10 protein-coding genes are annotated in these 14,583 nt (G+C 67.1%); 4 read left to right on the forward strand and 6 right to left on the reverse strand.

The features are described from left to right. Positions 1 to 67: 67 nt before the first annotated feature. The 6 genes from U5775_RS06040 to U5775_RS06065 all read right to left on the reverse strand — a co-directional run bounded on the left by U5775_RS06040 (position 68) and on the right by U5775_RS06065 (position 9,421). A complete protein-coding gene (locus U5775_RS06040; RefSeq protein ID WP_322057221.1) occupies positions 68 to 1,027 on the reverse strand; it encodes an electron transfer flavoprotein subunit alpha/FixB family protein in 960 nt (319 codons plus the stop codon). Beyond that, on the reverse strand, positions 1,024 to 1,824 hold the full coding sequence (locus U5775_RS06045; RefSeq protein ID WP_322057222.1) for an electron transfer flavoprotein subunit beta/FixA family protein: 801 nt from the start codon (positions 1,822 to 1,824) through the stop codon (positions 1,024 to 1,026). The genes U5775_RS06040 and U5775_RS06045 overlap by 4 nt, the downstream gene beginning before the upstream one ends. Continuing rightward, positions 1,821 to 3,575, reverse strand: a complete 1,755-nt coding sequence (locus U5775_RS06050) for a hypothetical protein (RefSeq protein WP_322057223.1) — start codon at positions 3,573 to 3,575, stop codon at positions 1,821 to 1,823. The genes U5775_RS06045 and U5775_RS06050 overlap by 4 nt, the downstream gene beginning before the upstream one ends. Positions 3,576 to 3,632: 57 nt before the next feature. Next, positions 3,633 to 5,834 carry a heterodisulfide reductase-related iron-sulfur binding cluster gene (locus tag U5775_RS06055; RefSeq protein ID WP_322057224.1) on the reverse strand — a complete coding sequence of 734 codons (2,202 nt, stop codon included), beginning with the start codon at positions 5,832 to 5,834 and terminating at the stop codon, positions 3,633 to 3,635. Between the two features lie 195 nt (positions 5,835 to 6,029). Beyond that, the gene (locus U5775_RS06060; protein ID WP_322057225.1) at positions 6,030 to 8,222 is read right to left on the reverse strand and encodes an FAD-dependent oxidoreductase; all 2,193 of its coding nucleotides are present in this window, start codon (positions 8,220 to 8,222) and stop codon (positions 6,030 to 6,032) included. Positions 8,223 to 8,308: 86 nt separating this feature from the next. After that, the gene (locus tag U5775_RS06065; protein WP_322057226.1) at positions 8,309 to 9,421 is read right to left on the reverse strand and encodes an aminomethyltransferase family protein; all 1,113 of its coding nucleotides are present in this window, start codon (positions 9,419 to 9,421) and stop codon (positions 8,309 to 8,311) included. 410 nt (positions 9,422 to 9,831) lie between these two features. Between U5775_RS06065 and U5775_RS06070 the strand changes: the two genes are divergently transcribed. From U5775_RS06070 to U5775_RS06085, 4 genes are all read left to right on the forward strand, one after another. Then, positions 9,832 to 10,788 carry a PDR/VanB family oxidoreductase gene (locus U5775_RS06070; RefSeq protein ID WP_322057227.1) on the forward strand — a complete coding sequence of 319 codons (957 nt, stop codon included), beginning with the start codon at positions 9,832 to 9,834 and terminating at the stop codon, positions 10,786 to 10,788. Between the two features lie 17 nt (positions 10,789 to 10,805). Beyond that, positions 10,806 to 11,918 carry a DUF3445 domain-containing protein gene (locus U5775_RS06075; RefSeq protein ID WP_322057228.1) on the forward strand — a complete coding sequence of 371 codons (1,113 nt, stop codon included), beginning with the start codon at positions 10,806 to 10,808 and terminating at the stop codon, positions 11,916 to 11,918. Positions 11,919 to 12,065: 147 nt separating this feature from the next. Beyond that, a complete protein-coding gene (locus U5775_RS06080) occupies positions 12,066 to 13,745 on the forward strand; it encodes an APC family permease (RefSeq protein WP_322057229.1) in 1,680 nt (559 codons plus the stop codon). A gap of 27 nt (positions 13,746 to 13,772) precedes the next feature. Beyond that, positions 13,773 to 14,375, forward strand: coding sequence for a dimethylamine monooxygenase subunit DmmA family protein (locus U5775_RS06085; RefSeq protein ID WP_322057230.1), 603 nt, complete (start codon positions 13,773 to 13,775; stop codon positions 14,373 to 14,375). Positions 14,376 to 14,583: the final 208 nt, after the last annotated feature.

Genomic DNA, 14,583 nt, shown 5'->3' on the forward strand with positions numbered 1-14,583 from the left:
ACGGGCTGGCTCATGGCAGGCCAGCCCAAATCTCTCTTCTCGCGACCCCCGTAATGCTCTGTAACGCCTAAAAGTGACTGCGCAATTCCTCGGCAATGTCGAAAATGTCACCGACGATGCCGTAGCGCGCGATCGTGAAGATCGAAGCTTCGGGGTCGGTGTTCACGGCGATGATGTTGTCCACGTGCTTCATGCCGGCCATGTGCTGCACGGAGCCCGAAATGCCCATCGCGATGTACATCTTGCAGGCCGCCGCGGTCTTGCCGGACTGGCCCACCTGATGCGCTTTCGGCAGCCAGCCCGAGTCGGCGATCGGGCGCGAGCAGCCGAGCGTGGCGCCCACGGTCTCCGCGAGCTCGCGGAACTGCTCGACGTGCGTTTCCTCGCCGATCCCGCGGCCCACCGAGAGGATGAACTCGGCGCCCGGAATGTCGACGTCGCCGCTCGCGGCCGGCTCCTCGAACGCGAGGTGCTTGCTGCGCGGCGCGAGCGCCGGCGCGGCGAAGCTGCTCACGGCGGGGCTGGCGGCCGCTTCGGGCGCCTTGAAGGCGCCGGGGCGCAGGGTCACGATGACCGTTTCCTTGCCCGGAAACTCGATCTCCATGTTGACCTTCTGACCATAGCCCGAGCGCGTGGCGAGCCAGTCCGCGCCGTCGCGCGCGAGCCCGAACGCGTCGGTCGTGAATCCGTAATTGCCCTTGGCCGCGAGCGGGGCGGCGTATCCGAGCGTATCGATCGTATGCGGCAGCAGCACGAGCGAGGGCTTGCGCGCCTCGATCATTGCGCGCGCAACGTTTTCATAGACTTCGGGGTCGAAGGCGTCGTCGCTCGTCTGCACGGTGACGATTTCGTCGACGCCCGCGAGCTTGAGGCTCTCCACCCAGGCATCGGGCTGTGCGCCCAGCACGGCGACGGTGACGGTTTCGCCGCTCGCTTCCTTCGCCTGCGCGGCGGCGCCGAGCACTTCGAGACTGACCGGGCGCAGTTGCCCTTGACGGTGTTCGACCAGAACCAGAATGCCGCTCATTTCGCTTCTCCCCTGAATTCCTTGATCAGGCCTGCCAGGCGTGCCGCCTGCTCGGCGGGCGTACCCTCGATCATTTGCGCGCGGCCCGCGGTGGGCACATAGACGCGCCGGATGCGCGAGAGCGATCCTGCCGCGCCGGTCTCGCCGGCGGCAAGGCCGAGCTCGTCGGGCGTGAAGGTTTCGATGGGCCGCTGGGCGGCCTGCTTGATGCCGCGCAGCGACGCGTAGCGCGGCGTGTTGATGCCGAGCTGAATGGTCAGCACGGCGGGACATTGCACTTCGACGTTCGCGTAGGCGCCGCCTTCGAGCTCGCGGCGCGCCGTGGCCGTCTTCGCGCCGGGCGCGTAGTCGAGCCCGGCCACCACGGCCGCGTGCGGCCAGTCGATCAGGCCTGCGAGCGCCATGCCGGTCACGCCATAGGCGTGATCGGAGGCCTGCACGCCCGCGAAGATCATGTCGGGCGCTTCCTTGCGCGCGAGCGCCGCGAGCACGCGGGCGATGGCGACCGGGTCGGCGCCTTCGAGATCGTCGCTCCAGATGCGCACCGCGCGGTCCGCGCCTTTGGCGAGGCACTTGCGCAGCTCGTCGTCGGCGCTTTCGGGGCCGACCGTGGCCACCACGATCTCGATCTCGCCGTTCGCGCCCTCCTTCAGGCGCATCGCTTCTTCCAGCGCGTAGTGGTCCCACTCGTTCAGGTCGAAGACGTGAAAATCGGCGCTCACGTCGCGGCCGTCGTCGTTCAGCTCGAAGTCCTCATCGAGCGAAGCGACCTGCTTGATTGTGACTAGTATTTTCATCTTGACTCCATGTTCGTCGGACAGGGCGAATCGTGTTGCACGTCTTGCGGGTGTGGCTCGTGTTGCATTGCATCGTCATCCAGCGGATGGGGGAAAACGGCGGAAGCCTGCGGCGCGCGGGCGGCGAGCGGGCCGAGCGCGCGCCCGAAATGGCCGAACAGGCGCGCGCGGGCTTCGCGATCGGGGTCAAAACGCATGCGCCAGCGGTCGGCGTCCGTTAGATTTGGGTGCTCGAACACCAGTACGCGGTGCAGCGGATAGGGCTCGTGGCGCAACTGCAGCAGCACGCGCCGCGAGGCCTGCGGGTTCAGGATCACGCCGCGGCGCACGTCGGCCACCGGGTGGGCCGCGAGCCGCGCGAGCTGCGCCTGCGGGGTCGCGGGGTGGTGCGCGATGGCGGAGAGCACGTCCACGTCTTCGTCGGCCGCGAGGCGGCGCAGCAGCGCGCCTGGCAGGTCCGCGCGCAGCGCGACGCCCGCGCGGACCCACGCGACCGGGTCGCCGGCCAGCTGCGCGACGAGGCGCGCGGGACAGTCCGGGTGGCGCGCCACCGCGCGGCGCACTTCGGATTCGGCGTCGCTCACGAGCCGCTCGAGCCATTCGGCCGGGCAGGCCGGATTGCGCGCGAGCGTGCGGCGCACCCACGGATCGTCATTGCCGATCAGCCACTCGACGACCTTGAGCGGCAGGTCGCGGCGCGTGGCCACCACGCGCCGCACGATGGCCTGCGCGTCGAAGCACAGGCCGATCAGCGCGCCCGCGGGCGTGTTCGCATTGAGCGCGGCGGCGCGGCGCACGCCGGGGTCTTCGTCGCGGGCGAGGTCCGCGAGGATCGCGGCGCCCGCGCGCGCCTGGAGCGCGAGGCTGCGGCGCTCGGCCGGCGACGAGGGCAGCGTGTGCAGCAGCGAGTCGGGGCAGCACGGATGGCGCAGCACCTGGGCGCGCACCGCGCTCGTGCGCGTGCTTTTCCAGAGCTGCAGCAGCGTTTGCGGATCGGTCGCGAGATGGATCGCGAGCAGGCGCTGCAGCACGGCGATGCCGCGTTGTTCGACGAGCGTGAGCAGCTCCGAGGGCACGCCGACGTTCTCGCAGAGCGCGCGCAGCACGTCGAGGTCGTTGCTTTGCGCCGCGAGCGTAGCCAAAAGCGCGTGGGGCGCTTTTGCGTGGCGCGCGAGCAGGCAGGCGAGGCGAGTAGCGGGGGCTTCGTGCCCCTCGGCGAGCAGCGCGAGCGCATCGCCGGGCGTGGCCGGGTTTCGCGCGAGGCGCAGCTTGAGCGTCTCGTCGCGATTCGCCACGGCGAGCCGCGCAAGCTCGGCCAGCACCGCGCCGTGCGCGAACGTGCAGGCCGCGAGGGCGAGGCAGTCGCGCCGCGCATCGAAGAGCCGCGCGCCCAGGCGCTCGCGGTCCGCGTCGTCGGCGTGCGGATAGAGCGCGGCGGCCGCGTACACGTCGTCGGCGGCCAGTGCGAGCTCGACGAGTTCGCGCCAGTGGCGGCGCATCGTGGGCGTGCGCGGGCGGCGCTGCCTCGCGCGCTGCTCGTGCGCCTCGGGCCGCGCTTTTGCCTCGGGTGCCTGGGGTGCCTGGGGTGCCTGGGGTGCCTCGGGCGTCTCGTGCATGGCGTGCCTTGCGTGCCGATTGTCGGGCGTTTCGTGCATCCCGTGCGTCTCCTGCATCCCGGCCCGCGCGTGCCTGGCGTGCAGCGCGGGCAGCGCGTGGGCGCGGTCTTGCGTGGTGGCGGAGCTGGGCGTCATCTCGGGCGGTCCTTGGGGCGGGGGCTCAGGTAACGTTCAGGTGGCGTCGGGCTGCGTTCACGCAGCGGCGATGGCGTGCACGTCGCCAGCGGGACCGGCATCGTCGCTCGCCGGCTCCGCGAGGCTCTCGGCGATCAGCTCGATCAGCTCGCGCACCACGAACTTGCCTTCGTAACCGCTCGTCTTCAGCGCGTCCTCGAACATCGTCAAATCCTTCGGACAACAAACGACGAACACTTCCAGACCTTCGATGCGCGCCGCTTCGTGCATGCGGTTCTGCGAGGGCTTTTCCTTGCCGACCGGATCGCTCATCCAGATCCGCCCGCCGCCCGCGCCGCAGCAGAACGAGTTGTCGCGCGAGCGCGGCATGTCCACGAGATCGCAGCCGAGCGCCGCGAGAATCTGCCGGGGCGCGTCGTAGCCCTTGTTGAAGCGGCCGAGGTGGCACGGGTCGTGGAAGGTCACGCGGTAGCCGAGCTTGCGCCTGGGCTTGAGCACGCCTTCGGCGAGCATGCGGGCGACGACGCTCGTGTAGTGCTCGATCTCGAACTTGCCGCCGAAGTCGGGGTACTCGTTGCGGATCGTGTTGTACGAGTGCGGGTCGGTCGTAACGATGCGCTTGAAGTGCGATTGTCCAAGCAGCGCGATGTTGTTCTCGGCGAGCAGTTCGTAGAGCCCTTCCTCGCCCACGCGGCGCACGTCGTTGCCCGCATTCGATTCGCCCTCGTAGAGCAGGCCGAAATCCACTCCGGCGTTGTGCAGCAGCGTGGCGAAGGCCTGGGTCACGCGCTGGTTGCGCGGATCGAACGAGGCATAGTCGCCGACGAACCACAGCAGGTCGACGTTCTCCTTGCGCGCGTCCTTGATCTGGAAGGGCAGGGGCTTGGTCCACGCGGCGCGCTTGCGCTTCGATTCGTTAAACGAATTACCGTTCTTGTGGATGGCCTGCAGCGTCTTTTGCACCTGCGGTTCCATCTCGCCGTCCTCGACGAGCTTGCGGCGCATCTGCACGATGATGGGCACGTGCTCGACCGCCACGGGGCAGATCTCCACGCAGGCCATGCAGGTGCGGCACGACCAGACGGTTTCCATGAACACCTGGCCGATGCCCTTGCCGTGCACGTCGAGTTTCACCTCGTCGGGCAAGGTGTTCTTTTGCAGCGCCTCGTTGGCGAACTCGCGCAGCGAGAGGATCACGTCGCGCGGCGAGAGCGGCGCGCCCACGGCGTTCGCGGGACAGGCTTCGTGGCAGCGGCCGCACTTCGTGCAGGCGTCGAGATTGAGCAGGTGCTTCCAGGTGAAGTCGGTGATGGTCTTGTAGCCGACGCGTTCGGCACCGGGCGCGGCGCCTTCCACGACCTCGGCGGCCTCGATGCGCGGCAGGCGCTGGGCGGCGAGCGGATCGCGCATCATGAGCGAGCCCGAGGCCGTGAAGATGTGCTTGACCTTGGTGTACGGAATCAGCGCGATGAAGGTGAGCGCGAGCAGGCCATGAAACCACCAGAGACCCGTGCGCATCACGTAGGCGGCCGAGGCGCTCACGCCCACGCCCTTGAAGATCTCGGCGAGCAGCGCGGCCACGGGCGACCACCAGCGCGTGTCCCACACCACGGCGCGGTCCTGCAGCCAGACGAGGCGCAGCCCGCTCAGCACGAAGCCGGTGATGCCGATCAGCACGAGCGTCCAGAGGAACGCCCAGTCTTCGCGGCGGTAGCCGCTGCGGTCGTAGTCGGGGTCGCCGGGCTGGCGGTCGGGGCGCTTGTAGTCGAGCTTGGGCGGCTTGATCCAGCCACGGCGCACCATCATGTAGAGGAGCCCGGCGATCATGGAGACACCCGCCACGTTCATCGCGAGCTTGAACAGCAGATAGAAGTCGCCGTTCCAGAAGTGGAAGCCGAGAAAGCGCGCGGTGATGTCGTAATCGACGGTCACGGTGGCGGTGCCCAGAAACAGCACCGCGAAGCCGTAGAAAATCATCCGGTGCGCGCGGCCCGCGGCGGGGTCGCGGCGCGCCACGGTGCGGTGGCTCAGCACGACGCGCACCATGTCCTTGAAGCGCGCCTGCAGATCGATCTTGCCGAACGATTTCGACAAGCGCTGGCCGCGCCGGTATTTGCGGATCTGGACGTAGACCCCCCACGCGAATACGCCGACCGCGGTGAGGCCGATGAGATAGAACAGCGCGATCGCAAACGACGGGAAGCCCTCGAACAGGATGCGCGTGACGGTCGCGGGGTCGAAAGTCGCTGGGGTCTGCATGGCTCGTCCGTTTGATGAATTGGGGGGAGGGGGCGCTTTTTTCAGGCAAAGCGCATCCGTGTCAGGCCGTCGAGCGCGCCTGACGATCCAGGTTCTATTAGCAATGCGAACCGATCCTGTTGCGCCGCGGTGCCCGGCGATGCGGGCGCCGTGGCGGCGGGCGGAGCCCGGCAGGTGCGCCGGGCTCGTGCCAACTTACTTCTTGTAGTGGATCTGGTACGTGCCTTCGGGCAGGTGCGGCGTGCCCCAGACGGCCACTTCGCGCTTGTACGGCAGCGGGAACTGCGGGTTCGCTTCCTCGATCTCGCGCGCGACGCGGTGGCCCGTGAAGGTCGCATCGGCGATCAGGCGCGGTGCTTCGGCGTCGCCGATCAGGTACACGCCCTTGACGCCCTTGCTCTCCCACTGGTCCTGCTTCGCCTTGATCTCGCGGTAGAGCGTGTCGTTCGAGCGGCGGCCCGTGACGAGCACGAGCGAATCGAACTCGAGCCAGCGGTGCGTCTTGTTCGCGTCGCGCGGCAGTTGCCCTGCGCCCCGGTAGGTGCGCTTCGAGCCGTCGCCCCAGATGTTGTAGATCTCGATGCGGCCCTTCTCGATGCGGCTCGCGAAATGGTCGCCCAGTTCGGTCACGTGCAGCTCATGGAGCCGGCGCATCATGTTCGGGTATTCGAGCGTGAAGTGCATGTAGTTCGCCAGATGCACGCCGCTCACGATCGTGACTTCGTGGCCGGCCGCCGCAAGCTTCTCGGCGAGGCTCGGCGCCATGAAATAGGTGTCCGCGTTGAGGATCACGACGCGCTTGCCGATCGGCTTCTTGCCGCCGAGCACCTGCTCCGGCGTCAATTGATCGGGCTGCGAAGCATCGGCGCCGGGGATCGGATCGTGCGTGAGGCAGTTGGTGCCGTCGCCGACCCAATGCGCGCCCGTGGCGATCACGACTTTTTCCGCGCCGTAGTCGAGCACGTCGTCGGCGGTGAGCGGCTTCACGCCGAGCGCGAGCTGGCTCTGCTTGTTCTTCTTCAGCAGCTTGGTGATCTGCGTCTCGCGATAGTCGCGGTGATAGCCCCATTCGCCGAGGCCCGGCAGCGTGACCACGCTGTTCAGGTGCCCGCCGATCTTCTCCGCGCTGTCCACGAGGTGGACCGTGTAGCCGCGCTGCATCAGCACGCGCGCGCATTCCGAGCCCGACGGGCCCGCGCCCACCACGAGCACCGAGTCGCCCGACTTGCATTCCTCGAACTTCTCCGGGTGCCAGCCGCGGCGATACTCTTCGCCGGCCGTGGCGTTCTGCGTGCAGATCATCGGCGGGCCGCCGATTTCCCAGCGCGAGATGCAGACATTGCAGCCGATGCATACGCGCACGTCGTCGACGCGGCCTTCCTCGATCTTCTTCGGCAGGAACGGATCGGCGATCGACGGACGCGCGGCGCCGATGATGTCGGCATAGCCCTTCGTGACGATCTCGGTCATCTTCTCCGGATCGGTGAAGCGGCCCACGCCGAGCACCGGCTTCTTCGAGACCTGCTTGATGAACTTGGTCCACGGAACCTGATGGCCCTGCAGATAGAAGCGCGACGGGCCCGCGTCCTCGCCCCATTCGGCGATGTCGCCCACGTCCACGTCCCAGAGGTCGACGAGCGAATCGGCCATTTCGACGAACTTCATGCCGTCCTTCTCGACTTCGACGCCGCCGGCGCCATAGAGCGAGTCCACGGCGAAGCGCGTGGCGATGGCGCAGTCGCTGCCCACGGCGCGGCGCACTTTTTCGAGCGTTTCGAGCCAGAAGCGCGCGCGGTTTTCGAGCGAGCCGCCGTAGCCGTCGGTGCGCTTGTTGTAGTAGGGCGAGAGGAACTGCAGCGGCAGATACGAGTGCGCGCCATACACGTAGACGATGTCGAAGCCGGCGTCGCGTGCGCGCAGCGCGGCCTCGACATAGTATTGCTGCACGTCGCGGATGTCGTCGAGATCCATCTCCTTGCAGTACGTGAGCGTTTCGAACTCCGAAGCATACTGGCTCGGCCCGCGCGGGGTGGCGCGGCTTTCCATGCAGGGCGCGTGCGCGCCGCCGTACCACATTTCGATGCCGGCGAGCGCGCCGTACTTGTGGACTTCCTCGGTCATCGCGCGCAGGTTGCGCACGTCGCCTTCGTCCCAGATGCGTGCCGAGAGGCGGTGCGTGTCGTCCGACTCGGGGTGGATCGAGCAATATTCGGTGTTCATCGCCGCCCAGCCGCCTTCGGCCTTCATCGAGCGGTGCGCCGCCTGGAAGCCGGGCAGGTTGCTGCCCGCGCCGATGCAGTGCGGGACTTGATAGAAGCGGTTGCGCAACGTCTTCGGGCCGATCTGGATGGGCTCGAACAGCACGTCATAGCGGGGATCGCGGGACATGGGGACGTATCTCCTTGTGTGTTTAGTGTGCTTGTGGGGCTGCGTGAGTCGAGGGTGCGTAGAGTGCGTAGAGGGTGCGTAGAGGCTCAGGCCGCTACGCGGGTGCGCAGGCGTTGCGGGTCATAGAAAGGCGTGCGGGTGACGGTGCCGCTCACGGTGCCGGCCGCGTCGTGAATCTCCACCTTGGTGCCGAGCGCCGTATGCGAAGGCTTCAGATGGACCATCGCGAGCGACTGCATCAGATACCGGCTGAATGTCGCGCTCGTGACCACGCCCACTTGCTCCTTGCCGATGAAGATCTTCGAGCCCGCCGCCACCGCACCGTCGTGCTTTACGAGCACGCCGGCCTGCTTGAAGCGCTCCTTGCCGCGTGCGTTGAGCAGCGCGGCCTTGCCGGTGTAGTCGCCGGGCTTCTCGACGTCGATCATCCAGTCGAGGTTCAGCTCCCACGGCGTGACGTCGCCTTCGGGCATGTCGAAGGGGTAGAACAGCAGCGCGGCTTCGATGCGCGCGAGCTCGAGCGAGGTCCACGAGGCCGGCACGATGCCGAACGGCTTGCCCGCTTCGAGAATGGCGTCCCACAGCGCAATGGCGTCGTTCGCGGAACACGAGACTTCGAAGCCCTGCTCGCCCGAATAACCGCCGCGCGAAATGATGATCTTGCGGTCGAACAGCCTCGTCTCGACGTGCGCGAAATACGGCAGCTTCGCGAGATCGATGCCGATATGCGGCTGGATGATGGCCGCGGCGCGCGGGCCTTGCAGCGAGAGCATGTGCACGTCGAAGTCCTGGTGCCATTCGACGTCGCGGCCTTGCGCGGCGCGGCGCAGATGGTCCTGCGTGGAGCCGCCGCCGTGCGAGATGCGGTACTGGTTCGGCGCGTCGTAGATCACCATGAGGTCGTCGCATACGACGCCGCGTTCGTCCACTTCCGCCGCGAGGCGCGCGGTGCCGGGTTTCATCTTCGTGACGTCGATCGCGCAGATACTGTCGATCACGGCGCACGCGTCCGGGCCGCTCACGCGCAGGATGTTGAGCGCGCTGATATCGTAGAGGCCCGCGGTCGAGCGCACGGCGACCACCTCGTCGTTCGGGTCGCTGTTGTAGTACCAGGGCAGCGGCATGTCGTTCCACATATCGCCGTCCAGCTTCGAGCCAAGTTCGCGATGGCGGATATTCAGAATTGATTGCCTTGTCATAGCGTTTTCCCGAGGTTGAGAGCCTTGCGTGACTTACATGAAGAAAGGCCGACGCGTTCTGGCCGGTGGGCCGCGACGAGGGCCGCTGGATAGTCGCTGGATGGCACTCAGTCTCCTTCGTTAAAATCGGCGTCACAATCGCCCCGTGGCGCTACCTCCGAGTGGGTAGGCGCGATACTTCGGCCCGTCGCGCGAAGCTTTCAAATGCGCCGCAACATGCCCGGTCGTGTAAGCGTGCATGTACACAAGTGGGCCCGCGAGGCCCGCCGGATGGACATTCGGCTGCATGGCGCAGGCCCCGGTGCACCCTCCAGGGCGTAGCGCGGGGGCTACCCCCAATGAATCATTGCTCTCCCTTTTTTGCTCGCCGATTCTGTTCGTACAGATTCTTGACGTGAGGATCAACGGGCATGAACGGACCAAAGGCGATACCAGTACGCGTCGAACGTGTGGAGAGCATCACGGCCGATATCCGGCGCTTCACGCTCGTGCCGACGCAAGGCGACTCCCTGCCGGCGTATTCCGCGGGCAGTCACGTCGTCGTGACCATGCGGGGCGAGGCGCGTACCTGGCGCAATGCCTACTCGCTCACGAAGGCGGCCGGCGCGCGCGACGCGTACCAGATCATGGTGCGCCGCGTGCCCGCTTCGCGCGGCGGCTCGGCGTTCATGCATTCGGAAGTGCGCGAGGGCAGCGAGCTCGAAATTTCGATGCCGTCGAACTTCTTTCCGCTCGCGCGCCTTGCGACCAGGCACGTGATCGTGGCGGGCGGCATCGGCATCACGCCGTTCCTCTCGATGCTGCCGGAGCTGGCCGCGAGCGGCGCACGCGTGGAGATGCACCTGTGCTGCCGCCCCGAGGACGCCGACGCGCTGCAGGCGCTGATCGCCGAGCGCATCGTGGGCGGCGTGGCCATCTACACCGACCTGCAGGACGTTGAAACGCGCTTTGGCTCGCTGCTCGCCGGGCAGCCGCCCGGCACGCATCTTTATACGTGCGGGCCGGTGGGATTGATGGAAGGGCTCGCCGAGGTGGCGCGCGCGCGCGGCTGGCCCGAGAGCCACTTTCACCAGGAAAGCTTCGGCGGCGCCTCGCATGGCCAGCCCTTCGTCGCGGTGCTCGCGAAGAGTGGCTGCGAAGTGGCGGTGGGCGCCGACGAGAGCCTGCTCGAAGCACTGGAGGCCGCCGGCATCGACGCGCCGTACATGTGCCGGGGCGGCGCGTGCGGCACCTGCGCGCTCGAAGTGCTGGAGGGCGAGCCCGAGCATCGCGACTTCTTCCAGAGCGCCGCCGAACGCGCGACCAACTGCAACGTGCTGCCTTGCGTATCGCGTGCGCGCAGCGAGCGTCTCGTGCTGAACATCTGACCAGGAAGCCCAACGCCATGTCCATAGCCTTCAAGCCCGACGAGTCGTTTCGCGACGCTTACACGTATCGCAACAGCGACGAAGCGATCCTGCGTTTTCCGTTTCCGTTCCCCGAAGACCGCTACATGTATTCGGTGAATATCGAGCCGCATACGAGCGGCGCGCCCGGCACGGTGCTGCGCGCCGCGTTCGACATCGACGAGCACTACATCGCCGAATGCCGCGACCGCGCGCTCACGCTCGAACGCGATCCGCTGCGCTGCCAGGTGCTCGATCACATGGACGCCGCGCAGTGGGACACGCTCGAATTGATCATGGAAAGCCTCGCGCACGACTACCCCGAGTATTTCGAGCTCGAACGCGATGGCACGAACTGGACCTGGACCAACCGCCCGCTGGGGCTCACGCAATCGTTCGTGTTCGGCGACGCCGACACGCTGCCGTGCCCGCCGTTCGAATACATCACGCGCCAGGCGCAGGGCGACTTCGTGCTGCTCGATCATCGCGACGACAACCTGTTCATGGACGGCGGCACGGTGACGACCCAGGCGGACTGGTCGCTCGACTTCGACCTCGGCATGAGCTTCATGGAATGGCACGGCCCCGTGCCGCTCGCGCATCAGGCCGGCATCTTCGAGCGCGCGCTGAAATTCTTGTTGCGCCTGCAATCGGGTGCGCCGGTGCGCCGCCTGAACTGGACCATGACCGTCAATCCGCGTCTGGACACCTCGCCCGAGCAATACCCCGAGTGGGGCCCGGACCGCGCGAGCATCACGCCCGGGAATGTCGGCCGCAAGCTGCATCTGCGCGTTGAATTGCAGACGCTGTTCAGACTGCCGCGCAGCAACGCGATCCTGTTCTGCGTGCGCTGCTATCTGATCGGCCTCGACGAGCTCGCGCGCGTACCGAAGTGGGGCAAGCGCCTGCATCGCGTGCTGAGCACGCTGCCGCAGGAGCTTGCCGAATATAAGGGGCTGGTGCGCTATCGCGACACCGCGCGGCAATGGCTCGCGCAGTTCGACGACGGCGAGCCCACCACGCTCGGCACCCAGGCCGAAGTCGAACGCCTGAGGCCGCCGCTCGACGAGTCCCACGAGTCGCACACACGCCCGAGTTTCGCCGGTTCCTGAGTCATTCGTGGTCATGCCGCGTGCCGTGCCGGCGCCGCGCTTCAAGCGGCGCCGCTGGGCGGTGCGCGACGTGGCGGCGTTCGCATCCCCACATGCCGTATTCCGGCCGCCACCCAGCGGTCCCTCATCAGAGAAAGGAAGAGACATATGAATACGATTTCCGAAGAGCTCGCTGTCGAATCGGAAGGTTCGTTACAGCGAAAAATCAGTTGGACCGGCGCGTTCTGGGTGGCCAGCGGAGTCCCGGCGCTGGTGCTGTTCTCGATCGGCTCGATTGCGGCGACGGTCGGCAAGCTCTCGTGGGCCGTCTGGATCATCTCGATCGGCCTCGGCTTCATCCAGTCGTTCTCGTATGCGGAGATCGCCGGGCTCTTTCCGCACAAGTCGGGCGGCGCCTCGGTCTACGGCGCCATTGCGTGGGTGCGCTATTCGAAGCTGTTTGCGCCGCTCTCGGTCTGGTGCAACTGGTTCGCGTGGTCGCCCGTGCTCGCCATCGGCTCGGGGCTCGCGGCGGGCTACGTGCTCTCGATCCTGTTTCCCGCGGACTCGGCCATCAACACCTGGCAGATCACGCTCGTGAGTCTGGACTGGTTGCGCTCCGGTCTGAGCTTGCGCATCAACGCAACGTTCATACTCGGCGCGGCGATCCTGCTCATCACGTTCGCGATCCAGCACCGCGGCATCATGAACGCGGCGCGCATCCAGACCATCCTGGGCATCGCGGCGCTGGTGCCGCTGATTCTCGTCGGCATGGTGCCGCTGTTCACCGGCGACGTGGCCGCGCATAACCTGTTTCCGCTCGTGCCGCTCGCGAAGGACGCTGGCGGGCAGATCATCGACGGCACATGGAACATGGCGGGCATCACGCTGATGGCAGGCGGCCTGTTCGTGGCCGCGTGGTCGACCTACGGGTTCGAGACGGCCGTCTGCTACACGCGTGAATTCCGCGACCCGAAGCGCGACACGTTCAAGGCGATCCTGTACTCAGGTCTCCTGTGCATTTTCGTGTTCACGGTGGTGCCGCTCTCGTTCCAGGGCGTGCTCGGCCTCGGCCATCTGGTCACGCCCGACGTGAAGGACGCCGCCGGCAACGTGGTGACGCCCGCCGTCTACAGCGGCATTCTCTCGCCGGACATCTATAGCGGCATGGGCGTGGCCAAGGCCATGGCGCCGATGATCCGCGGCGGCCTGCTGGTCGAGCGCGTGCTCGTGGTGATGCTGGTGCTCGCACTGGTGCTCGCGATCATGACCTCGATGGCGGGTTCCTCGCGCACGCTGTATCAGGCCTCGGTGGACGGCTGGCTGCCGAAGTACCTCTCGCACGTGAACGAGCACGGCGCCCCCACGCGCGCCATGTGGACCGACCTCTGCTTCAACCTGATCCTGCTGCTGATGTCGGACTATGTGTTCGTGCTCGCGATTGCCAACGTCGGCTACATCATCTTCAACTTCCTGAACCTGAATTCCGCGTGGATTCACCGGCTCGACCGCAAGGACTGGGTGCGTCCGTTCCGTGCGCCCAACTGGCTGATCGTGCTGGGCACGCTGTTCTCGTTCGTCAATCTCGCGCTGCTCGGCATGGGCGCGGACACGTGGGGCGCGGGCACGCTGGTGTCGGGGCTGGTCTTTGCCGCGATGATCCTGCCGGTATTCATGTTCCGCCACTACGTGACCGACAAGGGGCATTTCCCCGACACGATGAAAGAGGACATGGAGCTGCTCGGCAACGGCAAGGTCGCGAAGCGCGCCGGGATTCTGCCTTACGTGACCGTGCTGGCCGGTATTGCGGTGATCTGGATCACGCACGCCATCGCGGTCTATCAGTAACACTCACAGCCACGGAGGGCGCCCCCGATGATGACTTCGCTGACCATGAGCCGCCCGGTGTATGCGCCGCTCGAAGCCGATCCGCAGGGTACGCAGCACTGGTTCCTGACCTCGGGCGCCACCGAGGCCGACCGCGAGCGCGTGCTGAAGGCTTTGGGCACGCTCGCCACGGCGCCGCTCGAAGTCTGGTCCGTGGACGAAGACCTCGCGCACGCGGGCGCCGGCGGCGTCTGCGCGCAGCCTCACGCCGTCGCGCGGCACTTCGACGGCGAGGGCGAATTGCTTGGCGCGCTAGGCGAGGCGCTGCGCGGCGCGCGCGTGGGCATTCGTCTCTACGCGCTCGGCACCGAGCCGTTCATCTGGTCGGTGCGGCAGATCGCCGAGCGCGGCGGCCTCGCGCCCGAGGCCGTGAGGGTGGAGCATAGCGGGAGCCTGCAGCGGCGCGTCTACTGCATCCATTGCCGCGCGATGAGCGAAGGCGTGACGGCCAACGTGACGCCGTGCACGGGCTGCGGCAGGCAGTTGCTCGTGCGCGACCACTTCTCGCGGCGGCTGGCGGCGTTCATGGGCGTGCAGGCCGACGCCGAAGTGCCCGGCGAGCTGCCCGCCATCGAGCACGCCTGGCGGTAACGGCGGCTGTATCGCGCGCCGCCGCGTTTGACCAGGCTCCACCGCACTTTGTCGTATCTCACCGGGCTCATGCGCGCCGCCGCATGAGCCCTTTTCACTTCCTTGCCTCGCGGTCCTTTCCCCCCGATACCTCCAAAGTGGAATCTCCTCTTGTAGATTGCCGAGCGCGCCGGGCGCGCCATACTGGAGGCGTTCGGCCTTGTGCCGT

Origin of the sequence: Paraburkholderia sp. J63 (assembly GCF_905220245.1) — a bacterium.
In the GTDB taxonomy this organism is placed as follows: domain Bacteria; phylum Pseudomonadota; class Gammaproteobacteria; order Burkholderiales; family Burkholderiaceae; genus Paraburkholderia.